Origin of the sequence: Sphingopyxis sp. TUF1, from assembly GCF_036687315.1 — a bacterium.
GTDB classification, from domain to species: domain Bacteria; phylum Pseudomonadota; class Alphaproteobacteria; order Sphingomonadales; family Sphingomonadaceae; genus Sphingopyxis; species Sphingopyxis kveilinensis.
Window position 1 is genome coordinate 250,342 of sequence record NZ_CP144683.1, and the last position, 25,023, is coordinate 275,364.

Consider the following 25,023-nt stretch of genomic DNA (forward strand, 5'->3'; position numbering starts at 1 on the left):
CCGATTATTTGCGCAGCGCCGCCTGCGCCGCCGCGAGCCGCGCGATTGGCACGCGATAGGGCGAGGCGCTGACATAATCGAGGCCGGTTTTTTCGCAAAAATGGATGCTCGGCGCGTCGCCGCCATGCTCGCCGCAGATGCCAAGTTTTACCTCGGGACGCGTCGCCCGGCCGCGGTCGGCAGCAATCTCGATCAGCTGGCCCACGCCCTCGACATCCAGGCTGACGAACGGGTCGGTCAGGAAGATGCCCTTGTCGACATATTGCGTGAGGAAACGACCCGCATCGTCGCGGCTGATGCCGATCGTCGTTTGCGTCAAATCGTTGGTACCGAAGCTGAAAAATTCGGCCGTCTCGGCGATCTGCCCCGCCATCAGCGCGGCGCGCGGCAATTCGATCATCGTGCCGACGAGGTACGCGATCTCGCGGCCCTTTTTGGAAAACACCGCCTTCGCCTGGGCATCGACGACCGCCTTCATCAGGTCGAACTCGCGGCGCGTCGCCACCAAGGGGATCATCACCTCGGGGATCGGCGCGGCGCCGGTTTCGGCGGCGACGTCACATGCGGCCTCAAAGATCGCGCGTGCCTGCATTTCGTAGATTTCAGGATAGGTTACACCGAGACGGCACCCGCGATGGCCGAGCATCGGGTTGAATTCGTGGAGTTCGTTCGCCCGCGCTTTCAGCGCCTCGATTCCCACACCCGCCGCTGCGGCGACATCGGCGAAATCCTCCTCGCGCGTCGGCAAAAATTCGTGGAGCGGCGGGTCGAGCAGACGAATAGTTACCGGCAAACCCGCCATCACCTGAAAAATCCCGGCGAAATCCGCACGCTGCTCAGGAAGCAATTTGGCAAGCGCGGCGCGGCGGCCATCCTCGCTATCGGCGAGGATCATCTCGCGCACCGCAGTGATGCGCGCCGCGTCGAAGAACATATGTTCGGTACGGCAGAGCCCGATGCCCTCGGCGCCAAAGTCGCGCGCGACCTGGGCATCCTGCGGGGTTTCGGCGTTGGCGCGCACCCTCATGCGGCGCACCTTGTCGGCCCACACCATCAGCGTGCCGAAATCCCCGACCAGTTCGGGGAGCAGGGTTGGAACCTCGCCCGTCATCACTTCGCCGGTCGATCCGTCGAGGGTGATGATGTCGCCCTCGCGCAGTTCGCGGCCTGCGACGCGCAGCACGCGCGCGGCGCCGTCAATGCTCAGTCCGCCCGCACCCGACACGCACGGGCGCCCCATGCCGCGCGCAACGACCGCCGCGTGGCTGGTCATCCCGCCGCGCGCGGTCAGGATCCCCTTCGCGGCGTGCATGCCGTGGATGTCCTCGGGCGACGTCTCGACGCGAACGAGGATCACCGCTTCACCCATGCCCGCGGCCTTTTCGGCGCTGTCGGCATCGAACATGATCTTGCCCGACGCAGCGCCGGGACTCGCCGGAAGCCCCTTGGTCAGCACGTCGCGCGGCGCCTTCGGGTCGAGTGTGGGGTGGAGAAGCTGATCGAGCGCGCCCGGATCGACGCGACCGACGGCTTCCTCTTCCGAAATCAGCCCTTCCGCCGCCATTTCGACCGCGATGCGGAGCGCCGCCTTGGCGGTGCGCTTGCCCGAACGGGTCTGCAGCATCCACAGAGTGCCACGTTCGACGGTGAACTCGATGTCCTGCATATCGCGATAGTGCGTTTCGAGCGTGTCGAAGACGCGGCCCAGCTCCGCGAAAGTTTCGGGCATCGCCTCTTCCATCGACAGCGGCTTGGCGCCGGCAGCCTCGCGAGCGATCCTGGTCAGATATTGCGGGGTACGGATGCCCGCGACGACGTCTTCGCCCTGGGCATTGATGAGCCATTCGCCATACCAGGCACGCTCGCCGGTCGCCGGGTCGCGTGTGAACGCCACCCCCGTTGCCGAGGTGTCGCCCATATTGCCGAACACCATTGCCTGGACGTTGACCGCGGTGCCCCATTCGCCGGGGATCGAGTTCAGGCGGCGATAGACCTTTGCGCGGTCGCTTTCCCAGCTTGCGAAGACGGCGCCGATCGCGCCCCACAGCTGATCCTTCGGATCCTGCGGAAAAGGCGCGCCGGTTTCGCGCTCGACGATCGTCTGATAGGTCCTGACCAGCGCCTGCCAATCCTCGGCCGACATTTCAGTATCGAGATAAAAGCCCTTGTCTTCCTTCGCGATTTCCAGCGCTTCCTCGAACTCGGCATGGTCGAGGCCCATGACGACGTCGGCATACATCTGGACGAAGCGGCGGTAGCTGTCCCATGCGAAGCGCGGATCGCCCGACGCTTCGGAAAGTCCGACCACGGTCGCATCGTTGAGCCCGAGGTTGAGGACCGTGTCCATCATCCCCGGCATTGAAACGCGCGCGCCAGAGCGAACCGAAACAAGAAGCGGGTCGGCGGCGTCGCCGAACTTTTTTCCGGTGATGCCTTCAATATGGGCAATGCCTGCGGCAACCTCTTCGACGAGGCCCGCGGGGAATTGCTCACCATTGGCATAATATTGGGTGCAGACGTCGGTGGTGATTGTAAAGCCCGGCGGCACCGGCAGGCCGATCGAGGCCATTTCGGCAAGGTTCGACCCCTTGCCGCCCAGCAACTCTTTCGAACGCTCGGCGGTCGTGGCCGCGCCGCCGAACAAATGCACCATCTTCGTCATGTCTTACTCCTGCTGCCCCGGGGAGGAGGTTGCGGCTGGATAGGTATGCAATCGCAGTTGGTCGATTCAGTTTTGCTTCGGTCTTTCCAGACTTCCCTACTCCGTTCGCATCGAGCGAAATCGAGATGCCCATCATTCTTGTTCGCTTTCCCGGATGTCTCGACTTCGCTCGACATGAACGGGAATGGAAGGTCGATTTACCCCTCGATCTTCGAGAAATCGGCGACGCCGTGCACCGCGCCGGTAAATCGGGCGAGCAAGCCGAGGCGATAGGCGCGAACCGCTTCGTCGGGATCGTTGACCATCACGCCGTCGAAAAAGGCATCGATCGGCGCGCGAAGCGAGGCAAGCGCGGCCATGGCGTCGGTGAAGCGTTCTTCGGCAACGGCGGCGGAGGCCGCGGGTTCAGCGGCATCGAGCGCCGTGACGAGGGCGGCATCCACATCCGTCGCCCTCGCGAAGGCGGGAGCCGCTGTGTTCGGCGCACTACCCCCAGCGGCCCCCGCCTTCGCGGGGGCGACGTTTACATCCGCCTGCTTCAGGATATTCGCCGCGCGCTTGTAGCCCGCGAGCAGATTGGCGCCTTCCTCGGTCGCCATGAACGCCTGCAAAGCTTTGACGCGAGCGAGCAGGCGAACAAGATCATCCTCGCCGCCGAGCGCGAACACCGCGTCGATCAGGTCGTGGCGAACGCCGGCTTCGCGCTGCTGGACCTTGAGGCGGTCTGCGAGGAAAGAAAGTACGTCCCGCTTGACTTCAGCGAGAGACAATAGCTCCACTTTTCGAACAATGTCGTTTTCCAGAGCATCCTTCTTCGCGGGACGCACGATCGATAGACGACGATCTTCCACGAGAGATAGCTGCCCGGATCGCACTCGAGTGAATTCCGGCACTATTCCGCCGTCGGGAGTGCTATCCCAGCCTAAATAACGGTAATCATTGGGCCAGCTTGTGAGACCATCAAAGGCGGCATGTACAGCGGCCAAAATTCCAAAACGCAAATCGTTTTGGATCATTAGCCGAATGATACCCAAGGCCGCTCGCCTCAAAGCGAATGGGTCGCGTGATCCGGAGGGCTTCTCATCAATGGCGAAGAAGCCCGCTGCGATTGTATCCAATTTATCCGCCAGCGCCACGGCCACCGTCGCCGGAGCGGACGGGACATCATCGCCCTGCCCTACCGGCTTGTAATGGTCGCGGATCGCGTCGGCGACGGCATCGGGGAGGCCTTCGGCGCGGGCGTAATAGCCGCCCATCAGGCCTTGCAGTTCGGGGAATTCGCCGACCATTTCGGTGACGAGGTCGGCCTTCGCCAAGCGTGCCGCGAGTTCGGCCTGATCGGCCAATTCCTCGCGAGACACATCCGTGATCCCCCGCGAAGGCGGGGGTCCAGAGCGTTTATCCGCTGATGTGGGCGCATCTCCGCTCTGGGTTCCCGCCTGCGCGGGAACACTCGAAGGCATAATGATGCCTTCTTCGATTAGCCAGCGCGCGAGCTTCGCGACGCGTTCGACCTTGTCGGCGACGGTGCCCAGCTTTTCGTGGAAGGTGATGTTCGCGAGCTTTTCGGCGTGCTGCGCGAGCGTCTTCTTCTGGTCCTGCTCCCAAAAGAAACGCGCATCCGACAACCTCGCGGCCAGCACCTTGCGGTTGCCCGCGACGATCTCGGCGCCGCCATCCCTCGCGTCAATGTTTGCGGTGCAGACGAAGCCGTTGGCGAGCTTGCCGTCAGCGCCGTTCACTACGAAATATTTCTGGTTCACGCGTGTCGTGAGCTGGATGACCTCGGGCGGCACCTCCAGAAACGCTTCGTCGAAGCGGCCGAGCAACGGCACCGGCCATTCGGTGAGGCCCGCATTCTCGATCACCAGCCCCTCGTCCTCGACCAGGGTCATCCCGGCATCGGCCGCGGCCTTGGCAGCGCCGTCGCGGATGATCGCCTGGCGTTCTTCATGGTCGACGATGACGTGGCACGCGCGGAGCTTCTCGGCGTAGTCCGCCGCCGAGCCGATCGTGATCTCGCCCGGGCAGTGGAAGCGATGGCCGCGCGTCGCGAAACCGCTCGCGATGCCGCCGATCTCGCACGGCACCAGTTCCTCGCCGAAAATCGCGACGATACCCGACAGTGGGCGCACCCAGCGCAGGCTTTCGCTGCTCGCGCTTTCCTTGCCCCAGCGCATCGATTTCGGCCAGGCGAAGGCGCGGACGATCGCGGGGATCGCCTCGGCGAGCACCTCGGCGGTCGCGCGGCCGGGTTTGTCGATGACGGCGAAGTAGACGCCGTCGCGGTCTTCGAGTTGATCCTGCGTCAGGCCGGTCTTGCGGAGGAAGCCTTCGAGCGCCTGCGGCGGCGCGCTGGTGCGCGGGCCTTTAAGCTCTTCGCTGACCGCGGCGGTCGCTTGCGGAAGGCCCCTGGCGATCAGCGCGAGACGGCGCGGCGTCGACCAGATGGTGAGGTCGCCGACCTCTATCCCTGCGGCCGCCATCTGCGTGCGGAACAGCTTGTCGAGTTCGGCGCGCGCACCCGCCTGCATCCGCGCCGGGATTTCCTCGCTGCGCAGCTCGAGAAGGAAATCGGTCACAGCGTCCACCCCGGATATTTCGCGGTCCAGTTCTCCGACTGGCTGTCGATCCAAGCCTTGCAGCTGCCCTTCGCGAGGTCGCGGACGCGCGCCATGTAATTGGCGCGTTCCTGCACGCTGATCACCCCGCGCGCCTGGAGCAGGTTGAACAAATGGCTCGCCTCGATCGCCTGATCATAGGCTGCGAGCGGCACGTTCGCTTCAATCGCGCGGTTGCATTCAGCCTCGGCGGCCTTGAAGCCCGCGAACAGGCTGTCGGTGTCGGCAACCTCGAAATTCCATTTCGAGAACTGGCGTTCGTTTTCCAGAAAGACGTCGCCATAGCTCACCCCCGGCACGTCGCCGACGGGGTCGGAGAAGCGGAGGTCGTACACATTGTCGACATTCTGGATATACATGGCGAGGCGTTCGAGCCCGTAGGTGAGCTCGCCCGCGACGGGCTTGCAGTCGAAGCCGCCCATTTGCTGAAAGTAGGTGAACTGGGTAACTTCCATACCGTCGCACCAGACCTCCCAGCCCAGTCCCCACGCGCCGAGTGTCGGCGATTCCCAATCGTCCTCGACGAAGCGGATGTCGTGGAGCAGCGGGTCGATGCCGATCGCGGCGAGGCTGCCCAGATATTGTTCCTGCAGGTCGGCGGGCGAGGGCTTCAGGATCACCTGATACTGGTAATAATGCTGGAGGCGGTTCGGGTTCTCGCCATAGCGGCCGTCGGTCGGACGGCGGCTCGGCTGGACATAGGCGACGTTCCACGGCTCGGGACCGAGGCTGCGCAAGGTCGTCGCGGGGTGAAAGGTCCCTGCCCCGACGCGCATGTCATAGGGCTGCAAGATCGCACAGCCTCGCGCGCTCCAATAGGCGTGGAGCGTCAGGATCATGTCCTGAAAGCTTAAGGATTTCGTCTCCGCCGCGTCGGCCACAATTCCGCTCTTTCGCAGGTGCAACAAGTGTCGCCGCCCTTGGCGCAGCGGGGCGCGGGGGTCAAGGGTGGCGGGAGATTGGAAGTTGTCGAAAGTGCCGCGGAACGCGGTTTCGGCGACCATGTCAGGTTTTGTTGACATAGTCAGCGAATCATGTCATTTAGTCAACAAAACCTGACATTCGGTCAGGGTCGCATGACGGAATGGCGATGAACAACCAGCTGAAGGTGCTGCGCGCGATGCGAAACTGGAGCCAGGCGGAACTTGCCGACCGGCTGGATGTGTCGCGCCAGGCGGTGAATGCGATCGAAACGGGCAAATATGACCCCTCGCTCCCGCTCGCTTTCAAGCTGGCGCGGCTGTTCGACATGCCGATCGAGGAGATTTTCGACGATAGCCACAAAGGACATGACGATGGCGAATGATCCCGGAAAGGCGCGTGCGCCGTCGATAATGATCGTCGTCGCGATCGCCACAGGCACCGCGCTGCTCGCCGGCGGTTTCGCCGGTTTCAATCAGGCGCGGATCGACGCCGGCGACGCCGCGATTGCCCCTTGGGCGGCGCCGCTGATCGCCGTCGCGCTCGGCGTGGCCGCACTCAGCCTTTACGTCTGGCGCCACGCCGACGGGTTTCGCGCCTGGTCGCAGCGCAAGCGGCGCTATTGGGCGAGCCTGCTCATCTCGGGTGCGATCGGCATGGCCGCCGCGATGCTGTTGCAGGACGGACCCGGCAGCGCGCTGATGGGTAACGGCGCGCTGACGCCCAATGTCGCCGTCGGCCTGTCGCTGCTGTGGGTGGTCGGACTGGTGATCGCGCTCACCCTCTATCACCGCTCGGTCGACGACCATGAACGCCACGCCTATCATCAGGCATCGCTCGCGGGCTTTTACGCCTTTGTCTTTCCCTGCCCCGTCTGGTGGGTGCTGTGGCGCGCGGGCATGGCCCCGCCCGTCGATGCGATGGCGCTGTTCGGCCTGTCGCTGCTCGTCAACGCCGCCGTCTACTTCTGGTTCAAGTTCCGCTGACAGCTTTCCGCTTTCCCCTTCCCCTCGCTTCGGGCCATAAGCGCCCACAATGAAAGGCTATCCCATGAAAAACTGGTTCAAGACGCTCGCCACGACCTGCGCGATCATTCCGCTGGCGCAGTGCGCGCTGATCCCCGGCGGCAATATCGCCTCGGCCGCCGAGCCTGCCCCCACGGCCGCCGCCCCGGCCGCTGCGGCGCCCGCGACGACCGACGCCGACCCCGCGCTGTGGGTCGTCAAGGACGAGGACACGACCATCTATCTGTTCGGCACCGTCCATGTGCTGAAACCCGGCCTCAGCTGGTTCGACGAGGCGGTGAAGGAAGCGTTCGACAAGTCCGATCAGCTGATGCTCGAACTCGTCCTGCCCGACGACCAGGCCGAAGTCGCCCAGACGATGATGCCCCTCGCCATCGACCAAAGCGGCACGACATTGTCGTCGCGGCTCGATGCCGAGGAGCTGAAAGCCTATCAGGCGGCGATGGCCAGCGTCGGCCTGCCCCCCGCGCAGTTCGACATGTTCGAACCCTGGTTTCCCGCGATCACCCTGTCGGTCCTGCCGCTCACCAAATTGGGCTATGACCCCGAACAGGGCGCCGAAAAGCAGCTGACGCGCTTGGCCAAAGCGAGCGGCAAGCCCGTCGCGGGGTTTGAGACGCTGGGCGAACAGCTGGGATTCTTTGACGTGCTGCCCGAAACGCAGCAGATCGCCTTCCTCAATTCGGTGGTGAAGGATCTCGACAAGCTGGGGCCGATGCTCGACAAGATGGTTGTGCTGTGGGCGAAGGGCGATCCCGACGGGCTGGCGGTCGCGATGAACGAAAGCCTCGCCGCGACGCCCGAACTCGCGCAAACGCTGCTTTATGATCGCAACGCGCGCTGGGCGGACAAGCTGAAGGCGCGGATGGAACAGCCGGGCACGGTGTTCGTCGCGGTCGGCGCGGGGCATCTGGCGGGCGAAAAGAGCGTGCAGGATTATCTGAAAGACCGCGGCCTGACCGCCGAGCGGGTCGACTATTGAGGCAGGCATCGCTCTTACTCGGAAAAAAGGGTCGCCGCATCGCGGCGGCCCTTTTGCCGTTGGTGCTCGCGGCGTGCAGCCCCGCCCAACCGGAAACCAAGGCGCGCCCGGCGATGTGGCTGGCCGAGGATGCCGACACGCGCATCTATATATTGGGATCGATGCATGCGCTGCCGCGCGGCACCGACTGGGATGACGGCGCGGTCGGGGCTGCAATCGCAGCCGCCGACGCGCTGGTGATGGAATTGTCGCCCGCCGAGCTGGACGCGGCGGCCGAGGCGTTCCGTGACCTGGCGCCGCGCGAGACGCCGCTGGCGATCAACGCGCGGCTGACGGGCAAGGCGCTGATGGGATACCGCGCGCTGGAGGCGAGCGGACGGGGGCTGAACGGCGACGGGTTCGACGACTGGGCGGTGATGGTGCTGATCGGCCAGCGCGTCGCGCAAAATGCGGACCTGTCGCCCGACGCCGGCGTCGAGGCGCGGCTGACCGAGCGGTTCGCGGCGGCGGGCAAGCCGATCAGCGGGCTGGAACGCGCGCGCGAACAGCTGATGCTGTTCGAGAGGCTCGACCCGGCGACGCAGCGCATGTTGCTGGTCCGCGCGGCCGAGGAGGCCGATAAGGCGACGCGCGACGTGCTGGCGCTGACCGCGGCGTGGAGCCGCGGCGACGTCGCGGCGCTGGAAAAGGTGATCAACGAGGACATCGATACGGTCCCCGCCGCGCGCAAGGCGATCATCACCGACCGCAACCGCCGCTGGGCCGCCTGGGCGGCTCAGCGGATGGAGCGGCCGGGCACCGTGCTGATGGCGGTCGGCGCGGGGCATCTGGTCGGCGCCGAGGGGGTTCCGGCGCTGCTGGAAGCGCGAGGCGTGCGGATGCGGCGGGTGCAGTAGCAGGGTTGGCTGCTTTGGGGTGCGGAGCGGACTGACAGCTTCTAGATCAATCCGTGAAATCTGTTTTCATTCAGCTTCGGCAAAGCCATAATCGATCCAAATCGGCGAAGAGAGGCCGAAATTTAGCGGGAAGAGGACGCGCAAATTATAGATGCGAAGTTATTGTATATACCGATTCTCAGCGACACCCGGTTCAAATCCAACATACAAGGATCTAACTCCCCGGAGTGGTGAGCCTTGAGCATCCATAATTGGCAATGAAATCTTTGGGTCTTTTCCGGCTGAACAAGCTAATGCGTCAAGAGCTCCATTTTGAACGCTATCGATCACGAAACAATTGTTAATGTCGCCGGTTTTATCTACGACGACTAAGATCTCCGCTATCTTCCTAAATTGATTAGAAATCGCTGGCGTCGAGATTACGATGTCCGGACTCTTAAACCAGCTATTACTACCATATGCCTTGGGCCGCCACACGACACGGTCCCGGTAGACGAATGCCATTGCCGTACCATCAATATCTTTCGCCGGTTTGAAGCGTGCCCTTTTTATCAACGCAGCGCAAACTGCCGTGTCCAGCTGATCGTAGCCGCTCGCGATAATTACGGCGCAATGGACGGCGTGCCCTGCCTGATCAATTGTTAAATCAAAGGTCGTCGTCGCGGCCCGCCCATCAATTTTAGGAAGGTCTGCGGCCCGAACCCAATTTGCAGGACTGCCTTTAGGCTCGGCCTTAATCGGGTGCGACACTTCAACTACGGCTGCGGCTGCGAAGAAAAACCAAGAGAGCATTTTGTGACCTTCAAAAATGGATACGACCCTGTAAATCCCAAGCCTTTAGCCGATCGCATCTTAATCGAAATTGCAACGTCCGCAATCGATCGTTCGCTGCCATAGTAATCAAATCGGCAACTTATGACTGTAAGTGGGATAGAGAGGGGCTGCTCCAATAAAGAGCGCCCTATGCGGCCATCATCCGTTCGAACTCCGCACGCCCCTTCGACGAAAACAGGATTGCGCGCGAATTCGCGTCGCGTTCGGCCCAGCCGTGGTCGATGATCTGCGTCAGGATCGCGCGTCCCAGGCTGCCCGCCAGATGCGATCGGCGTTCGCTCCAGTCGAGGCATTCGCGGCAGAAACGTCCGCGCTTGCCCGACAATTCGCCAATGTCGATCCCGAGCGACCGGGCGAAGGATTCGCCAGCCGTCGTCAGCGCGAGCCCGCCCACCGAAAGCTTGAGATAGCCGCGCCCGATCATATGATCATAGAGGCGCGTCGCCATTTGCCCCGCCAGATGATTGTAGCAAACGCGCGCTTCGCGCAGCCGCGCGTCCCTGGGGCCGGTCCGGGTGCGGATATGACCGGTGCTTTGCGCAAGGTCCATCAGCGCTTCGAGCGATCGGGCAATGCGTTCGTCCGCCAGCGCGAAATAGCGGTGCCGCCCCTGCTTGCGCGGCGATATGAGCCGGCCTTCCTCCAGCTTGCGCAGGTGCGAGCTGGCGGTTTGCTGCGTCACCCCGGCTTCGTTGGCGAGTTCGCTCGCCGTCAGCGCTTTGCCCGCCATCAGCGCGGTCAGCATGTTGGCGCGTGCGGGGTCGCCGATCAGATTGGCGATACGCGCGATGTCGGGGCCGTCTTTCATACTTCGACCTATATCGAAGCATGACGGTGCTGCGAAGCGCTAAAGCGCGGCTCCGCTACCAAGGAGATCCCATGCTTACGTGCATCATCCGTTATCACATCGACCCGACCAAAAAAGATCAGTTCGTCCGCTATGCCGAAAATTGGGGGCAGGCGATCCCGCGCTGCGGCGCCGACCTGATCGGCTATTTCGCGCCGCACGAGGGGTCGAGCACGCTCGCCTATGGCATCTATAATATTCCGAGCCTTGCCGAATATGAGGCGTATCGCGCGCGGTTGGCCGACGATCCGCTGGGGCGCGAAAATTATGAATTCGCCCAGCGCGAGAAATTCCTGCTCCGCGAGGATCGAACCTTTTTGAAACTGGCGTCCGCGCCGCATGGGGTCCGGTCGTGATCGCGGTGATCTTTGAGGTCGAGCCAGCGCCCGGCCAGCAGGACCGCTATCTCGACACGGCGGCGGCGCTGCGCCCGTTGCTCGACGAGATCGACGGATTCGTCTCGGTCGAACGGTTCCAGAGTCTGTCGCACCCCGGCAAGCTGGTATCGCTGTCCTTCTTTGAGGACGAAGATGCCGTCCGGCGCTGGCGTGAAAACACCAGCCATCGCGCCGCACAAGCCGCGGCGCAGCAGGGCGTGTTTGCGCATTATCGCTTGCGGATCGCACATGTCCTGCGCGACTATTCGATGACCGATCGCGAGCAGGCGCCGATCGACAGCTTTCAGCGCGACCATTAAGGGCATTTCCGGCGTCACGTCCGCCATGCTTGCTTTTCCGGCCGTTCCCCGCTAAGCGCCCCGGCTTCCGTCATGGTCATCCCTGGAGGCGTGGCGGACTGTGTAACTGTTTCTCGGAGAAATATTATGAGCGATCAGCTGACGCTGACGGCCGAGACGCGCGAACGCGGAGGCAAGGGAGCCTCGCGTGAACTGCGTCGTGAAGGCCGCGTCCCCGCCGTCGTCTATGGCGGCAAAGAAGAACCCCTGATGATCCATGTCGAAGAAAAGCTGCTGATGAAGCAGCTGATGACGGGTCACTTCATGAACTCGGTCGTGATGATCGAGGTTGGCGGCAAGCAGATCCGCACGCTGCCCAAGGACGTCGCGTTCCACCCGGTCAAGGATCGTCCGATCCACGCCGACTTCCTGCGCATCGCCAAGGACGCCACCGTCCAGGTCGCCGTGCCGGTCGTGTTCCAGAACGAAGAAGCATCGCCCGGCCTGAAGCGCGGCGGCGTGCTGAACATCGTTCGTCACGAGCTGGAACTCGTCTGCGACGCGGACAAGATTCCCGACGAGATCGCGATCGACGTGACCGGTTTCGATGTCGGCGATTCGATCCACATCAGCAACGTCACCCTGCCGAAGGGCGTTGCGAGCGCGATCACCGACCGCGACTTCACGATCGCCACCATCGTCGCCCCGTCGGCGCTCAAGTCGAGCGACGGCGACACGACGAAGGATGACGGCGAGGACGCTGCCGAGGGCGGCGACGAAGCCTAAGCTTTCCGGAGCGCCCCTCCCCCATCGGGAGGGGCGTTTCCACCAGACCCCGGGAAAGGCAACGCCATGCAGCTCTGGGTCGGCCTTGGCAATCCGGGCCCCAAATATGCGATGCACCGCCACAATGTCGGCTTCATGGCCGCCGACGTCATCGCCGAAATCCATAATTTTCCGCCGCCTGTGAAGAAATTCCAGGGCTGGATTCAGGACGGGCGCATCGGCGCGGAACGCATCCTGCTGCTCAAACCCGGCACCTTCATGAACGAAAGCGGCCGCAGCGTGCGCGCGGCGCTCGATTTCTACAAATTGACCGCCGCCGACGTCACCGTCTTTTACGACGAGCTCGACCTTGCGCCGATGAAGGTGAAGGTGAAGCGCGGCGGCGGCGCGGCGGGGCATAATGGCATCCGGTCGATGATCCAGCATATCGGCGACGATTTCCGCCGCATCCGCATCGGCATCGGCCATCCGGGGCACAAGGACCGCGTGACCGGCCATGTGCTCGGCAATTATCACAAGAGCGAGATGGAGCCGCTGATCGACCTGCTCGGCGCGATCGCCGCGGAGGCGGAATGGCTGGCCAAGGGCGATGATGTGCGGTTCCAGAGCGATCTGGCGCTGCGCTTGCAGGGGTGATTGGGGGCGGCAAAAAATGTCCGGCTTCGACCGAGTCCGCTCCCGACCGCCCCACCACCGATTTGGCACGCGCCCCCAACTGAGGCATGATGATCCTCGAGAGGAGCCACCCATGACCAACCGCCACACCCCCAATCGCCGCGAGATGCTTGCCGGTGCCGCCGCGCTGTCCGCCGCCCCTGCCCTGCTGCACGCCGCGACGCCCGCCGCTGATCCGTCGCTGAAAGGCCGCACCGTGCTGATCACCGGCTGTTCGAGCGGGTTCGGACGCGTCGGCGCGCTGCATTATGCGCGGCTCGGCGCGAAGGTGATCGCAACGATGCGCGGATTGCCGCGGCCCGAAGCCGAAAGCCTGGCCGCCGAGGCGGCAAAGGAAAAGCTCGACCTGCATATCGTCGAGATCGACGTGACGAACGACGCGTCGGTCGCGAGCGGGACCGCCAAGGCGCTCGACATCGCGGGCGGGCGGATCGACACGCTGGTGAATAACGCCGGGGTCGGCATCACCGGGCCGGTCGAGGTGCAGGATATGGAGGCCACCGCGCTGATCTTCGACACCAATGTCTTTGGCATCCAGCGGATGCTGCGCGCGCTCCTGCCGCAGATGCGCGCCGCGAAGGGCGGGCAGATCTTCAACATCTCCTCGCAGCTCGGCCGCGTCATCGTGCCGGGCGGCGGCCATTATTCGGCGACGAAATTCGCGGTCGAGGCCTTGTCCGAGCAGATGGCCTATGAACTCGTCCCGCACGGCATCGACGTGACGGTGATCCAGCCGGGCGGCTATCCGACGAAAGTGTGGGTCAACCGCAACGCCTACACCGGCGCGCTGAAAGCGCGGAGCGACGCGGCGCTGCTCGATGCCTATGCGCCGTTCACGCGCGGCATGGGGACCGAAGACGGCAGCGGGCGCAGCGCCGACCCCGCCGACGTGCCGCGCGCGATTGCCGAGATCATGGCGATGCCCGCGGGCAAGCGCCCGCTGCGCCGCGCGGTGCATCCGGGGGCGAAGCCGCAGGAAGCGATCAACCGCGTGTCGGCCGAGGTGCAGGTCGCGTGGCTCGGCGGATCGCCGGCACTCGGCCCGCTGGTCAAGGCGGTGCACGACTGATCCTCGGGCGGCGCTGCGGCCGCAGCGGGCCGCTGTCATTTAGATGTCATTGAATTCATGCGCGTCTGACATGCAGATGCCATGCCGCTGCCATGCGCTTCTGCAATCGGTGAGATCCCGGCGGGGTCCGACGACTCCGGCCATCTCGACCGAAAACAGGGGTACTGCATGTCACATCTTACCGACGAAGCCCGCGCGCCCTATCGCCGCGACACCGCCGCCGTGGGCGGAGCCGACAGCCTGGAGGCGATCGTCGCCAAAAATCCGTCGCGCCGCTCGATCCTGCAGCGCGGCCTGATGGGCCTGTCGGTGATCCCGGTCGCCGCGCTCGCAGCGTGCGGCGATGACGACGGCACGCCGCCGGTCACGGTCACCCCGACGCCGTCGCCGACGCCAACCCCCACCCCGACCCCGCCGCCGAGCTTCGCGGTCACCTTTGCCGCCATCGCCGCAAATCAAAACGACACGGTGACCGTGCCGAGCGGCTACGGCGTCGATGTGCTGCTGAAAGCCGGCGACTCGATCGAAAGCGGCGCCGCTTATGCCGGCAGTTTCCCGACCCCGGCGGTCGCCGAAAAATGGGCCGGCGGCAACCATGACGGCATGGAATATTTCGCAATCCCGGGCGTCGACGCCAACCGCGGGGGGCTGCTCGCGATCAATTTCGAATATCCCGATTTCGGCATCCTGATGGCGGGCAGCTATGATGCCGCGACGGCCACGGCAGACCAGAAAGCGCTGGCGCTGTCGGCGGTCGGTATCGGCGTTGTCGAGGTTGCCAAGGGCAGCGACGGCAAATGGGCGGTGAAGGCCGGGTCGACCTATAACCGGCGTTATACCGGCAACAGCAGCTATCGCGCGGGCGGCCCCGCAGCGGGCCTTCTGTCGGGATCGATCAAGGGGATGCTCAATAATTGCGCGAGCGGCCGCACGCCCTGGAACACCTATCTGACGTGCGAGGAAACGACCGACAATTATCTCGACCCGACGCAGCCCGAGGCCGATTATGGCTGGGTGGTCGAAATCGACCCGCTGCGCGAGCTGGCGGCGCCGACCAAGCGCACTGCAATGGGCCGGTTCAGCCACGAAAATGTCGCGTTCATGGCGAGCACCGACAATCGCGTTGCCTTTTACATGGGCGACGATACGACCCCGGGCTGCATCTATAAATTCGTGCCCGACCGGGCGTTCAGCCCGTCGAACCGCGCCGCGAACACCGACCTGCTCGACTATGGCACGCTGTATGTCGCGCGTTTCAATCCCGACGGCATCGGCGAGTGGCGCGCGCTGGTCGTCGGGCAGAATGGCCTGACCGCGGGCGCGTCGGACCCCGGCAACGTCACCCAGAGCACAACGCCGCCAGCGCCGACGATCGTCAACTTCAACAACCAGGCCGATGTGCTGATCAACTGCCAGTCGGCGGCGCGCGTCGCCGGCGGCACGGTGATGGACCGCCCCGAATGGCTGACGGTCGCGCCCGACAACAGCGCAGTTTATTGCACGCTGACCAATAACAGCCGCCGCGCGGTCACCGACCCGTCCAACCCGCGCACCACCAACCTGCACGGCCATATCATCAAGTTCCGCGAAACCGGCGATTCGCCGCTCGCGACCAGCTTTACCTGGGAAATTTTCCTGCTGGCGGGCAGCCCCGCGCTGCCTGATCCCAATTTGCAGGGCAATATCAACGGCGATCCCTTTTCGAGCCCCGACGGCTTGCGGATCGATCCGAAAGGCCGGATGTGGGTGCAGACCGACGCCAGCACGAGCGCATCGGCCACCACGGTGTTCGGCAATAATGCGATGTATTATGTCGATCAGGCGAGCAAGGAATCGAAAAGGTTTCTGGTCGGGCCGCTGGGATGCGAAATAACCGGCCTGGCCTATACGCCTGACCTCACGACCTTCTTCGTCAATATCCAGCATCCGACAGGCAACTGGCCGGTTGCGGGCGAAGTGCCGCGATCCTCGACGATCGTGGTGCGGCGGACCGACAGCCAGCCGGTCGGCAACTGACCGCGCGCCGCCCGCCTGCGCCAACCGGCGACGGCGGGCGGCCGCACCCTTTAGACCCTGTTTCAGTAAGATTGACGCAACGAGATCGTCCAGCGAGCTGTGCTGGGGAGGAGCGTTGCGCAGTGCGGGCCGGTGGCCCGTGCAAGCGACGCGACGCGCCCAGCGCGGCTCGCTGGACGACCGCCTGCGGCGGCGGGCCGATTTTGCCGCGAGGACGTCGTTGCTCGTCGGTCACGATGGAAAACCATCGCTCCCTCCTCGCGCCTCGCCTCGCGGCAAAATCGGCTCCGTCTCGCGCTTCAATCTTACTGAAACAGGGTCTAAGGTCGGCGGGGCGGCGGCGGCGGCGAGCCGTCGGCGGTCTGCGACATCAGGGTGACGCACATTGTGCGGTGGACGGGGTGGCGGCCGCAGGCGACGCCGGCAAAGCGATGCGTCGGGCGCAGCAGGCTGAAGCGGTGGCCACGGTCGGGGACGCCGTCGTCGATCAGTAACTGGTCGACGACGCCCTCGGGCGTATGGTGGCCATAGGTGATGACTTCGTTGACATAAGGTCCGCCGCCGCGCGCGCGCATCCGCTCGCCCGGCCCCTGCCCGCGCGTATAATGGCCGACCGCGCCCGATCGCGACTGGACCGCGACATGATCGGCAGCGGCGCGCGCGAGGAGGTCGCTCCATTCCAGTTCGGGCAGCGGCTTTTCGCGTCGCAGCTCGCGGATCGCCTCGTCGACCGCGGCGACGCCCTCGCGCGTCAATATGTCGATCTCGCCATCCTCGGCGGCGCGGAGCCGCCGCCCCTCGAACCGCGGACGATAGTCGCTGAGGAAATCGGCATAGCCGGCGGGGTCGCTGCGAAAGCGGTTGAGTTCGGCGAACACGCCTTCCTCGAACCGGTCGGGCGCGGCGAGCGCAGCGGCGCTGCCGAAGGCAAGCAGGAGGGCGGCGGCGATGGGGCGCGACGGCTTCATAGCGCGGCGATAAAGCGCCAAGTCTTAACGCTGCGCAACGGCAAAGGCTGGCGCGGGGCGCCACTTGGCGCTAGGGGCGCTGCGACGCCGGCGCCGCGCCGGCCTGATGGAGTTTTTATGGGTTTCAAATGCGGGATCGTCGGTCTGCCCAATGTGGGCAAGTCCACCCTGTTCAACGCGCTGACCGAGACCGCGGCGGCGCAGGCGGCAAACTATCCTTTCTGCACGATCGAGCCGAATATCGGCAATGTCGCGGTGCCCGACGACCGGCTCGACAAGCTGGCGGCGATCGCCGGCAGCAAGAAGATCATCGCGACGCAGCTCGCCTTCGTCGACATCGCCGGCCTCGTGCGCGGCGCGTCGAAGGGCGAAGGGCTGGGTAACCAGTTCCTCGGCAATATCCGCGAAGTCGATGCGATCGTCCATGTGCTGCGCTGTTTCGAGGATGACGACATCCAGCATGTCGAGAACAGGGTCGACCCGGTTGCCGATGCCGAGACGGTCGAGACCGAGCTGCTGCTCGCCGACCTTGAAAGCCTGGAAAAGCGCGTCCCCGCCTTTGCCAAAAAGGCGGCGCAGGGCGACAAGGAAGCGAAGATCGCCGCGTCGGTGCTGGGCAGGGCGCTCGACCTGCTACGCGACGGCAAGCCCGCGCGGCTGGTCGAAACCGGCGACGACGAGGAAGCGCGCGTGCTGCGCACCGCGCAGCTGCTGACTTCGAAGCCGGTCCTCTACGTCTGCAACGTCGATGAAGGCAGCGCGGCGAACGGTAATGCCTTTTCGGAAAAGGTCTTCGCCAAGGCCGCGGCCGAGGGTGCGCAGGCGGTGGTCGTGTCGGCGGCGATCGAGAGCGAGCTGGTGACGATGGACATGGCCGACCGGATGGAGTTCCTGTCGGAGATGGGCCTGACCGAAACCGGCCTCTCGCGCGTTATCCGCGCAGGCTACGAGCTGCTTCACCTCATCACCTTCTTCACCGTCGGCCCGCAGGAAGCGCGCGCGTGGACCGTGCATCAGGGCGCGACCGCGCCCGAAGCCGCGGGCGAAATCCACAGCGATTTCCAGAAGGGCTTCATCCGCGCCGAAACGATCGCCTATGACGATTATGTCGCGCTGGGCGGCGAAGCCCGCGCGCGCGAAGCGGGCAAGCTGCGCGCCGAGGGCAAGGCGTATGTTCTGCATGATGGCGACGTGATGCATTTTTTGCATAGTTGATCGCGTGGCTGACCAAACTTCGTCATTGCGAGGAGCGTAGCGACGAAGCAATCTCCAGCGATGCGCCATGACACTCAACCCGCAGTTTACATCATGACCAACGGGAAGGACGGCGTGCTATACACCGGCGTCACGTCGAATCTTATCGGTCGTGTGTGGCAGCACCGGGAAAAGCGGAGCGGGTTTTCGGCGCGTTATCGATGTGACAAGCTGGTTTGGTTTGAAATGCACGGCGACATGCATTCCGCCATCAGCCGCGAGAAGCAGATCAAGGCGGGATCACGGGCAAGGAAAATTACTCTTATTGAAGCCGGAAATCCGGAGTGGCGAGACCTGTTTCCTGAACTAACCGGACAATAGGCCGATAGCTGGAGATTGCTTCGTCGCTCCGCTCCTCGCAATGACGAATGCCTCAGGGCTCGAACGCCGCCAATATCGGGCATGGCCCCGTCTCGCTCGCCGCGCATTGATCGGCGAGGCGCGCGAGGGCGGCGCGGGTTTGGGTCATTTGGGCGATCTTCGCGTCGAGCGCGTCGATGCGCTGGTGCGCGAGGGTGCGGACGCGGGCGCGGTCGTCGCTCTGGTCGAGCGCGAGCAATTCGCCGATCTCCTCGAGCGTGAAGCCCGCCGCCTGTGCCGCGCGGATGAATTTCAGTCGCCCGAGGTCATCCTCGTCGTAGCGGCGTATCCCGCCGCCCCAGCCGTCGCCGCCGCTGCGCGCGGGCGTGCCCATCAGGCCGCGGCGCTGATAATAGCGTATCGTTTCGACGCCGACGTCGCCCGCGGCGGCCAGTTTGCCGATCGTCATCTGCATCGCTTGACTCCGTACCATGGTACGGATGCTATATGGGAGGCATGACAAAACAGGCAATCCTTCATCGCATGGTCATGCCGGGGCACATCTGCCCCTATGGCCTGAAAGCCAAATATCTGCTCGAGCGCCGCGGCTTCACCGTCGATGACCGCTGGTTGACCACGCGTGAGGAAACCGATGCGTTCAAGGCGGCGCACGGCGTCCAGACGACGCCGCAGACCTTTATCGGCGGCGAGCGGATCGGCGGCTATGACGATTTGCGCCGCCATTTCGGGCTGAAGGTCGCCGACCCCGACGCGACGAGCTACACGCCCGTCATCGCGCTGTTCGCGATGACTGGGCTGATGGCGCTGGCGGCAAGTTTTGCCGCTTATGGCGATGCCTTCACCCTTCGCGCCGCCGAATGGTTCATTTCGTTCAGCATGATCGTGCTGGCGCTGCTGAAATTACAGGACGTCGATAAATTCGCGACGATGTTCCTGAATTACGACCTGCTCGCGCGGCGCTGGGTTCCCTATGCGAGCATCTATCCGTTCGCCGAAGGGCTGGCGGGCGTGCTGATGACCGCGCACGCGCTGCCCTGGCTGTCGATCCCGCTGGCGCTGTTCATCGGCGGCATCGGCGCGGTGTCGGTGTTCAAGGCGGTCTATATCGACAAGCGCGACATCAAATGCGCGTGCGTCGGCGGCAGCAGCAAGGTGCCGCTGGGGTTCGTGTCGCTGACCGAAAATCTGATGATGGTCGCGATGGCGCTGTGGATGGCGCGCATGTGGGTGTAAGGACGTCGCCGAACTGTCATTGATGAAACGCAGGGCTGGGCTATCGAGGGGCATTCGATTCGCCCCGACGGAGCCCAAGCCATGTATAACCGCCGCCATTTCCTTGCCGGAGCGACGATCGCCGGGCTTGCCGCGCCAGCGATCGTCCGCGCCCAGGGTATTTTGCGCGACTTTCCCTTTCAGCTGGGCGTCGCGGCGGGCGATCCGGCGAGCGACGGCTTCGTCATCTGGACGCGCCTTGCCCCCGAGCCGATGGAGCGCCACGGCGGGATGCCGCTGACCAACGTGCCCGTCGAATGGGAGGTCGCGAGCGACGGCGGTTTTCGCGACGTGGTGGCGAAGGGCACCGTGCTCGCGCGCCCCGAACTGGCGCACAGCGTCCATGTCGAGGTTGCGGGATTGCAGCCCGACCGGCCCTATTATTACCGCTTTACCGCCGCGGGCGAACGCAGCCTGCGCGGGCGCGCGCGCACGCTGCCTGCGCCGGGAGCAAAGGTCGATGCGCTGAAATTCGGCGTCGCGGGGTGCCAGCATTTCGAGGCGGGTTTTTATGGCGCCTATCGCCATCTGGCGCGCGAGGAACTGGCCTTCGTCTATCATTATGGCGACTTCATTTATGAATATCGCCACGACTATCTGTTCGACGACGGCCTGCCGTTCCGCCCGGTGCGCCAATATGCGCAGCGCGCGCTGTTCGACCTCACCGATTTCCGCAATGCCTATGCCCAGACGCTGCTCGACATCGACCAGCAAGCGGTGCGATCGGTCCACGCGCATCTGTCGAGCTTTGACGATCACGAGATTCGCAACGACTGGGTGTCGGACATCGACAACTGGAAATTGGGGCTCGACGGCAACGATCCCGATGCCGCGCCGCCCGAGATCTTTATGCTGAAGAAACAGGCGGCGATGCAGGCGTGGTACGAGCATATGCCCGTTCGCCGGTCGCTGCTGCCGCGCGGCGGCATGGTCGCGGCGCACCGCGAGTTTCGTTACGGCGACCTGATGGCGATGCAGCTGCTCGACACGCGGCAATATCGCGACGACCAGCCGTGCGGCGACGGTTTCAAGCCCGCCTGCCCCGACGTTTTCGCGAAGGACCGGCAGGTGCTGGGCAAGGTGCAGGACGAGTGGCTGGCGCGCAACCTGTCGCGCGGCGGCGCGACGTGGAATGCGCTGGCGCAGCAGGTGACGATGATGTCGCTCGACCGGCGACGGCGCCCGGAGGAAACCGAGAAGATCATGAACCTCGACAGCTGGGCGGGGTATGAAGCGCCGCGGACGCGGATACTGTCGCGCTTTGCGGGGCTGGACAATAATGTCGTGCTGACGGGCGACGAGCATCAGAATTTCTGCGGCGACCTGGCGCTGAAGGACAAGATTGTCGCAGCCGAATTCGTCGCCACCTCGATCTCAAGCGGCGGCGACGGCAGCGAAAAGCGGGTCGGCACCGACGAATGGCTGGCGCGCAATCCCGAACTCAAATTTGCGAACGACCAGCGCGGCTATCTGGTCTGCGAAGTCAATCGCGAGGCGTGGCAGACGCATTTCATGGTCGTCGACAAGGTGACGACGCCGGTGAACACATTGTCGAAACGCGCGACGGGCGTCGTCGAACGCGGCGTGGCGGGCGTGAAGATGGCTTAGAGCATCGAGCGTTAAATAACCATCATCCCCAAATCCGTTTGTGCTGAGCTTGTCGAAGCACCGTCCTTCTTCTTGCGGCGTTAAAAAAAAGAACGGCCCTTCGACAAGCTCAGGGCAAACGGTTCATATTTAAGGCTCCCCGCTCCAGCCCCTAGCGCGCGGCCGCCTTGAGCCGCGCGACGACATCTTCGTCGCGGATGCGGCGCCACTTCGCCTCGACAAAGCTGTGGACGCCGAACAGGAACAGCCCGGCGGCAACGAGCAGATAGAGTTCGGCATGTTCGGTGAGCGCCGACAGGGCATCGCCCAGCCCCTTGACCTCGCCGGCCGACCCGAACCAGCCCGCGCGGACCAGCGAGACGCCGATGACGGCGAAGACCACCGCGCGCGCCGCCAGCCCGGCGCGGCCGACGGGTACGGCCCACGCCGGCGCTTCGGCAGAAAGGCCCTGCATGAATTCGGTCGTCCAGGCTTTCATCGCCTGATGCGCAGCGGCCGCAAGAAAGCCGAGGCCGATGGCGCCCAGCAGCGTGCCGCCGAGCGGCATGTCAAGCAGCATCCCGGCGGCCGCCTGTTCCTGTTCGCCATTGCTTCCGGCGCTACTGCCCGTTGCGAGCCGCACCGCTGCCCACGCCAGGACGAAATGCGCGATGCCGCTGGCCGCATAGCCGATGCGGGTCGCGATACCCTTGGCATCGTCGCCCTTGCCGTCGCTGTCGAGCGCGGCGCCATAAAGGCGATAGGCGCCGTAGAGCGCCAGTCCAAGAGCGAGAAGCGCGAGCAGATAGGGTCCGCCCGCCATCTCTTTCACCGCGCGAAACACGCCCTGCGGACTCGCGTCGGACGCATTGCCGCTGGTCAGCGCAAAAAAGGCCAGCAGGCAATAAACGACGCCCCGCGCGCACCAGCCGGCGCGGGCGAAGGTTTCGAGGTGGCGAAGTCGGTTCATCGGGCTGCTCCCATCGGTGATGCGAGCCGAACGCTTCGCCGTCGCGGCGGTTCCGGCAGGCTAAGCCGCCGTCACCGCCGTAACCGTTTCAATCAGAAGGACGCGGATCAGGCACCGCAGACCCATTTGCCGTCAAAGCTCTGTTCGCCGCCGAACGTGCGGCGGGCGACCAGCGTTGCCGGATAGGCGGTCTGCTCATTGCCGGTCGGCGATGACGCCTCCGCCGTTCGCGTGATCGTCAGCTTCACGCCGGGGCCCGACAATTGCATACCCTTTTCCAGCGCCGCGAAACCGCCCGAGCCGGCGACGCGCTGGACGCGCCCGCCGATCTTGACCGCGCCCTGCGCCGTCGCCTCCGGCCCGACGTCGGCTTTGGCGACCAGCGCGGCGCCATCATGTCCCTCGACCGTGAAGCTGCAACCCAGTTCGCCGTCGAGCGCGAGCAATTCGCCCTTGCCGATAGCCGACAGTTCGATCGGGGCGTCGCCGCCGGTGTCGGGCAGCGTGCTTTCAGCGGCGGCGGTCTTGGTCTCGGGCGCTTTCGATTCGGCGGCGGGCTCGCCCGAACAACCGGCAAGCAAAAGCAGGGCGCCGAGCGGCGCCAGCAGAGGGGAGTGCATCGTTTTTTTCTCCTTTGGGTCGCGGGCGTAACGGGCGGCGTGCCCGCTTGTTCCCGGCGATCCTGAGCATTCTAACGATCGCCTGTCGGTCGTGCAACGGGCATCCCGGAAATGGGCGGCGGGTTATTTGCGGCCGAACAGCCGCTCGACGTCGCCCATCGCGAGCTTCACCCAGGTCGGGCGCCCGTGGTTGCACTGGCCCGAATGCGGCGTGACCTCCATCGTGCGGAGCAGCGCGTTCATTTCGGCGACGCTGAGGGTTCGCCCAGCACGCACCGAGCCGTGACACGCCATCGTCGCGGCGACGAGTTCGAGCCGTTCGCTAAGCCCGAGCGCGGCGTCGTAACCCGCCAGATCGTCGGCGATGTCGGTGACGAGCCTGTGGCAATCAATCGTCCCCAGCATCGCCGGGGTTGCGCGCACCATCACCGCGGCGGGACCGAAGCGTTCGAGTTCGACGCCGAGCGCGGCGAGCGTCGACGCCGCGGCCTCCAGCCGGTCGCACGCGGGTTCGTCGAGCTCGACGACTTCGGGGATCAGCAGGCCCTGCGCCAGGACCGCCTGCCCCGTCATGCCGCGTTTCAGCGTTTCGAGCACGAGGCGTTCGTGCGCGGCATGCTGATCGACGATGACCAGCCCGTCCTCCGCCTCGGCAACGATATAGGTTTTGGCGATCTGGCCGCGCGCGATGCCGAGCGGGTGCGCGTCGGCGGTCGGCGGCGGCGCCGCTGCGACCTCGGCGCGCCCGGCGGGCGGTGCGGGCGCGGCAAAGGGCATCAGCCGGTCGTAGACGCGCGCGACGTCGGCGTTGGGCAACGACACCTCGGCAGCGAAAGGATGCTCCGTGGTTTCGGCGCGCCGGTCGAAGAGGAAACCCGTCGCCGGCGGCGGCGCCACAGACTCCTGCTGCCACGCCGCGAGCGCCGCCTCGGCGGGGCGCTGAACGCTGCGAAAGCCATGTTCGTCGAGCGCGCGGCGAAGGCCCCCGACAATCATCCCGCGAATGAGCTGCGGATCGCGAAAGCGCACCTCGGTCTTGGCAGGGTGGACGTTCACATCGACCTCGCTGGTCGGCACGTCGAGGAACAGTGCGACAACCGGATGCCGGTCGCGCGCGAGCAGGTCGGCATAGGCACCGCGCAGCGCGCCGACCAGCAGCCGGTCCTTCACCGGGCGGCCGTTGACGAACAGATATTGATGGTCGGCTATACCGCGATTGTAGGTCGGCAGGCTGATGACGCCGCCCAGATGCACGTCGCCCCTATCGAGATCGACGCCGATGCTGTTTGCGGCCAGGTCGCGGCTGGTGAGCGCGGCGACGCGCGCGATGCGGTCCTGCCCCGCCTGCACGTCGAGCACACGGCGCCCGTCGTGCTCAACCGTGAAGCCCATGTCGGGGCGCGCCATCGCCAGCCGTCGCACGACGTCGAGGCAGGCGGCATATTCGCTGCGCGCGCTGCGCAGGAACTTGCGGCGGGCCGGGACGCGCGCGAACAGGTCGGCGACGATGACGCGGGTGCCGTTGGCGAGCGCTGCGGGCCCCTCCCCCGCGAGCGCGCCATTGTCGACGACACGCCGCCAGCCCTCGCCCCCCGGCGTCCGGCTTTCGAGCGTCAGCTGCGCGACGCTGGCGATCGAGGGCAGCGCCTCGCCCCGGAAACCCAGCGTCGTAACCGCCTCGATCGCATCATCCGGAAGCTTTGAGGTCGCATGGCGTTCGAGCGCGAGCGCCATGTCGGCGGCGGTCATGCCGCACCCGTCATCCTCGACCTCAAGCCGCGAAATGCCGCCCTCGGCGATTCGCACCGATATGCGAGTCGCCCCCGCGTCGATGGCATTTTCGACCAGTTCCTTGAGGGCAGCGGCTGGTCTTTCGACCACTTCACCGGCGGCGATCCGATTTACAAGCTTTTCCGGCAGGCGGCGTATTGACATGGGGCCTGTCCTAGCGCAGTCGGACGCAAATCGCGACCCACCCGCGCAGCCCTGATCATTTTGTCCAGCCACCCATATGGATGAGC

Annotated in this window: 24 protein-coding genes; 14 read left to right on the forward strand and 10 right to left on the reverse strand. The window is 64.8% G+C overall.

What is annotated here, in order from left to right; translation table 11 throughout:
• Positions 1-4: 4 nt before the first annotated feature.
• From ppdK to VSX77_RS01270, 3 genes are all read right to left on the reverse strand, one after another.
• Positions 5-2,662: a pyruvate, phosphate dikinase gene (gene ppdK / locus VSX77_RS01260; protein ID WP_338425864.1), complete on the reverse strand. Its 2,658-nt coding sequence runs from the start codon at positions 2,660-2,662 to the stop codon at positions 5-7.
• A 197-nt stretch (positions 2,663-2,859) separates the two neighbouring features.
• Complete coding sequence (gene glyS / locus VSX77_RS01265) at positions 2,860-5,244, reverse strand: glycine--tRNA ligase subunit beta (protein ID WP_338425865.1); 2,385 nt, start codon at positions 5,242-5,244, stop codon at positions 2,860-2,862.
• On the reverse strand, positions 5,241-6,122 hold the full coding sequence (locus VSX77_RS01270) for a glycine--tRNA ligase subunit alpha (protein ID WP_338427185.1): 882 nt from the start codon (positions 6,120-6,122) through the stop codon (positions 5,241-5,243). The genes glyS and VSX77_RS01270 overlap by 4 nt, the downstream gene beginning before the upstream one ends.
• Positions 6,123-6,373: 251 nt before the next feature.
• On the opposite strand from VSX77_RS01270, the gene VSX77_RS01275 reads away from it, so the two are divergent.
• The 4 genes from VSX77_RS01275 to VSX77_RS01290 all read left to right on the forward strand — a co-directional run bounded on the left by VSX77_RS01275 (position 6,374) and on the right by VSX77_RS01290 (position 9,107).
• Positions 6,374-6,589 carry a helix-turn-helix transcriptional regulator gene (locus VSX77_RS01275; protein WP_338425866.1) on the forward strand — a complete coding sequence of 72 codons (216 nt, stop codon included), beginning with the start codon at positions 6,374-6,376 and terminating at the stop codon, positions 6,587-6,589.
• Positions 6,579-7,190, forward strand: coding sequence for a hypothetical protein (locus VSX77_RS01280; RefSeq protein WP_338425867.1), 612 nt, complete (start codon positions 6,579-6,581; stop codon positions 7,188-7,190). The genes VSX77_RS01275 and VSX77_RS01280 overlap by 11 nt, the downstream gene beginning before the upstream one ends.
• 64 nt (positions 7,191-7,254) lie before the next feature.
• Positions 7,255-8,211: a TraB/GumN family protein gene (locus VSX77_RS01285; RefSeq protein ID WP_338425868.1), complete on the forward strand. Its 957-nt coding sequence runs from the start codon at positions 7,255-7,257 to the stop codon at positions 8,209-8,211.
• A 62-nt stretch (positions 8,212-8,273) separates the two neighbouring features.
• Positions 8,274-9,107 (forward strand): TraB/GumN family protein, encoded by an 834-nt coding sequence (locus VSX77_RS01290; protein WP_338427186.1) that lies wholly within the window; start codon positions 8,274-8,276, stop codon positions 9,105-9,107.
• A gap of 159 nt (positions 9,108-9,266) precedes the next feature.
• Here VSX77_RS01290 and VSX77_RS01295 read toward each other — a convergent pair whose 3' ends face one another.
• A complete protein-coding gene (locus VSX77_RS01295; RefSeq protein WP_338425869.1) occupies positions 9,267-9,899 on the reverse strand; it encodes an energy transducer TonB in 633 nt (210 codons plus the stop codon).
• A 169-nt stretch (positions 9,900-10,068) separates the two neighbouring features.
• Entirely contained in the window at positions 10,069-10,749 is a 681-nt protein-coding gene (locus VSX77_RS01300; protein WP_338425870.1) for an ArsR/SmtB family transcription factor, read from the reverse strand.
• Positions 10,750-10,820: 71 nt separating this feature from the next.
• Here VSX77_RS01300 and VSX77_RS01305 point away from each other — a divergent pair, with 71 nt between their 5' ends.
• From VSX77_RS01305 to VSX77_RS01330, 6 genes are all read left to right on the forward strand, one after another.
• Positions 10,821-11,144 carry an NIPSNAP family protein gene (locus VSX77_RS01305; protein WP_338425871.1) on the forward strand — a complete coding sequence of 108 codons (324 nt, stop codon included), beginning with the start codon at positions 10,821-10,823 and terminating at the stop codon, positions 11,142-11,144.
• The gene (locus VSX77_RS01310; protein WP_338425872.1) at positions 11,141-11,485 is read left to right on the forward strand and encodes an antibiotic biosynthesis monooxygenase family protein; all 345 of its coding nucleotides are present in this window, start codon (positions 11,141-11,143) and stop codon (positions 11,483-11,485) included. Before VSX77_RS01305 ends, VSX77_RS01310 begins: the two co-directional genes overlap by 4 nt.
• Positions 11,486-11,611: 126 nt before the next feature.
• On the forward strand, positions 11,612-12,250 hold the full coding sequence (locus tag VSX77_RS01315) for a 50S ribosomal protein L25/general stress protein Ctc (RefSeq protein WP_338425873.1): 639 nt from the start codon (positions 11,612-11,614) through the stop codon (positions 12,248-12,250).
• 66 nt (positions 12,251-12,316) lie between these two features.
• Positions 12,317-12,886, forward strand: a complete 570-nt coding sequence (gene pth / locus VSX77_RS01320; protein WP_338425874.1) for an aminoacyl-tRNA hydrolase — start codon at positions 12,317-12,319, stop codon at positions 12,884-12,886.
• Positions 12,887-12,998: 112 nt separating this feature from the next.
• Positions 12,999-13,994, forward strand: coding sequence for an SDR family oxidoreductase (locus VSX77_RS01325; protein ID WP_338425875.1), 996 nt, complete (start codon positions 12,999-13,001; stop codon positions 13,992-13,994).
• Between the two features lie 168 nt (positions 13,995-14,162).
• Positions 14,163-16,010, forward strand: coding sequence for a PhoX family protein (locus VSX77_RS01330; protein WP_338425876.1), 1,848 nt, complete (start codon positions 14,163-14,165; stop codon positions 16,008-16,010).
• Between the two features lie 320 nt (positions 16,011-16,330).
• Here the strand turns inward: VSX77_RS01330 and VSX77_RS01335 are convergent, their stop codons facing one another.
• Complete coding sequence (locus tag VSX77_RS01335; protein ID WP_338425877.1) at positions 16,331-16,978, reverse strand: CAP domain-containing protein; 648 nt, start codon at positions 16,976-16,978, stop codon at positions 16,331-16,333.
• A 117-nt stretch (positions 16,979-17,095) separates the two neighbouring features.
• Here VSX77_RS01335 and ychF point away from each other — a divergent pair, with 117 nt between their 5' ends.
• Positions 17,096-18,193 (forward strand): redox-regulated ATPase YchF, encoded by a 1,098-nt coding sequence (ychF, locus tag VSX77_RS01340; protein WP_338425878.1) that lies wholly within the window; start codon positions 17,096-17,098, stop codon positions 18,191-18,193.
• 60 nt (positions 18,194-18,253) lie between these two features.
• Positions 18,254-18,553 (forward strand): GIY-YIG nuclease family protein, encoded by a 300-nt coding sequence (locus VSX77_RS01345; RefSeq protein ID WP_338425879.1) that lies wholly within the window; start codon positions 18,254-18,256, stop codon positions 18,551-18,553.
• Between the two features lie 52 nt (positions 18,554-18,605).
• Here the strand turns inward: VSX77_RS01345 and VSX77_RS01350 are convergent, their stop codons facing one another.
• Positions 18,606-19,007 carry a MerR family transcriptional regulator gene (locus VSX77_RS01350; protein ID WP_338425880.1) on the reverse strand — a complete coding sequence of 134 codons (402 nt, stop codon included), beginning with the start codon at positions 19,005-19,007 and terminating at the stop codon, positions 18,606-18,608.
• 32 nt (positions 19,008-19,039) lie between these two features.
• Between VSX77_RS01350 and VSX77_RS01355 the strand changes: the two genes are divergently transcribed.
• Positions 19,040-19,786 (forward strand): MauE/DoxX family redox-associated membrane protein, encoded by a 747-nt coding sequence (locus tag VSX77_RS01355; protein ID WP_422397262.1) that lies wholly within the window; start codon positions 19,040-19,042, stop codon positions 19,784-19,786.
• Between the two features lie 81 nt (positions 19,787-19,867).
• Positions 19,868-21,433, forward strand: coding sequence for an alkaline phosphatase D family protein (locus VSX77_RS01360; RefSeq protein WP_338425882.1), 1,566 nt, complete (start codon positions 19,868-19,870; stop codon positions 21,431-21,433).
• 151 nt (positions 21,434-21,584) lie between these two features.
• Here the strand turns inward: VSX77_RS01360 and VSX77_RS01365 are convergent, their stop codons facing one another.
• The 3 genes from VSX77_RS01365 to mutL form a co-directional block, all read right to left on the reverse strand.
• Positions 21,585-22,382 (reverse strand): DUF1206 domain-containing protein, encoded by a 798-nt coding sequence (locus VSX77_RS01365; RefSeq protein ID WP_338425883.1) that lies wholly within the window; start codon positions 22,380-22,382, stop codon positions 21,585-21,587.
• A 107-nt stretch (positions 22,383-22,489) separates the two neighbouring features.
• Positions 22,490-23,002, reverse strand: coding sequence for a hypothetical protein (locus VSX77_RS01370; RefSeq protein WP_338425884.1), 513 nt, complete (start codon positions 23,000-23,002; stop codon positions 22,490-22,492).
• Between the two features lie 123 nt (positions 23,003-23,125).
• Positions 23,126-24,937, reverse strand: a complete 1,812-nt coding sequence (gene mutL / locus VSX77_RS01375; RefSeq protein WP_338425885.1) for a DNA mismatch repair endonuclease MutL — start codon at positions 24,935-24,937, stop codon at positions 23,126-23,128.
• Positions 24,938-25,023: the final 86 nt, after the last annotated feature.

Coding starts and splice junctions, on each gene's coding strand:
- ppdK (WP_338425864.1), bottom strand. CDS start 2,662: ATGACGAAGATGGTGCATTTGTTCGGCGGCGCGGCCACGACCGCCGAG.
- VSX77_RS01270 (WP_338427185.1), bottom strand. CDS start 6,122: ATGATCCTGACGCTCCACGCCTATTGGAGCGCGCGAGGCTGTGCGATC.
- VSX77_RS01275 (WP_338425866.1), top strand. CDS start 6,374: ATGAACAACCAGCTGAAGGTGCTGCGCGCGATGCGAAACTGGAGCCAG.
- VSX77_RS01280 (WP_338425867.1), top strand. CDS start 6,579: ATGGCGAATGATCCCGGAAAGGCGCGTGCGCCGTCGATAATGATCGTC.
- VSX77_RS01285 (WP_338425868.1), top strand. CDS start 7,255: ATGAAAAACTGGTTCAAGACGCTCGCCACGACCTGCGCGATCATTCCG.
- VSX77_RS01295 (WP_338425869.1), bottom strand. CDS start 9,899: ATGCTCTCTTGGTTTTTCTTCGCAGCCGCAGCCGTAGTTGAAGTGTCG.
- VSX77_RS01300 (WP_338425870.1), bottom strand. CDS start 10,749: ATGAAAGACGGCCCCGACATCGCGCGTATCGCCAATCTGATCGGCGAC.
- VSX77_RS01305 (WP_338425871.1), top strand. CDS start 10,821: ATGCTTACGTGCATCATCCGTTATCACATCGACCCGACCAAAAAAGAT.
- VSX77_RS01315 (WP_338425873.1), top strand. CDS start 11,612: ATGAGCGATCAGCTGACGCTGACGGCCGAGACGCGCGAACGCGGAGGC.
- pth (WP_338425874.1), top strand. CDS start 12,317: ATGCAGCTCTGGGTCGGCCTTGGCAATCCGGGCCCCAAATATGCGATG.
- VSX77_RS01325 (WP_338425875.1), top strand. CDS start 12,999: ATGACCAACCGCCACACCCCCAATCGCCGCGAGATGCTTGCCGGTGCC.
- VSX77_RS01330 (WP_338425876.1), top strand. CDS start 14,163: ATGTCACATCTTACCGACGAAGCCCGCGCGCCCTATCGCCGCGACACC.
- VSX77_RS01335 (WP_338425877.1), bottom strand. CDS start 16,978: ATGAAGCCGTCGCGCCCCATCGCCGCCGCCCTCCTGCTTGCCTTCGGC.
- ychF (WP_338425878.1), top strand. CDS start 17,096: ATGGGTTTCAAATGCGGGATCGTCGGTCTGCCCAATGTGGGCAAGTCC.
- VSX77_RS01345 (WP_338425879.1), top strand. CDS start 18,254: ATGCGCCATGACACTCAACCCGCAGTTTACATCATGACCAACGGGAAG.
- VSX77_RS01350 (WP_338425880.1), bottom strand. CDS start 19,007: ATGCAGATGACGATCGGCAAACTGGCCGCCGCGGGCGACGTCGGCGTC.
- VSX77_RS01355 (WP_422397262.1), top strand. CDS start 19,040: ATGGGAGGCATGACAAAACAGGCAATCCTTCATCGCATGGTCATGCCG.
- VSX77_RS01360 (WP_338425882.1), top strand. CDS start 19,868: ATGTATAACCGCCGCCATTTCCTTGCCGGAGCGACGATCGCCGGGCTT.
- VSX77_RS01365 (WP_338425883.1), bottom strand. CDS start 22,382: ATGAACCGACTTCGCCACCTCGAAACCTTCGCCCGCGCCGGCTGGTGC.
- VSX77_RS01370 (WP_338425884.1), bottom strand. CDS start 23,002: ATGCACTCCCCTCTGCTGGCGCCGCTCGGCGCCCTGCTTTTGCTTGCC.
- mutL (WP_338425885.1), bottom strand. CDS start 24,937: ATGTCAATACGCCGCCTGCCGGAAAAGCTTGTAAATCGGATCGCCGCC.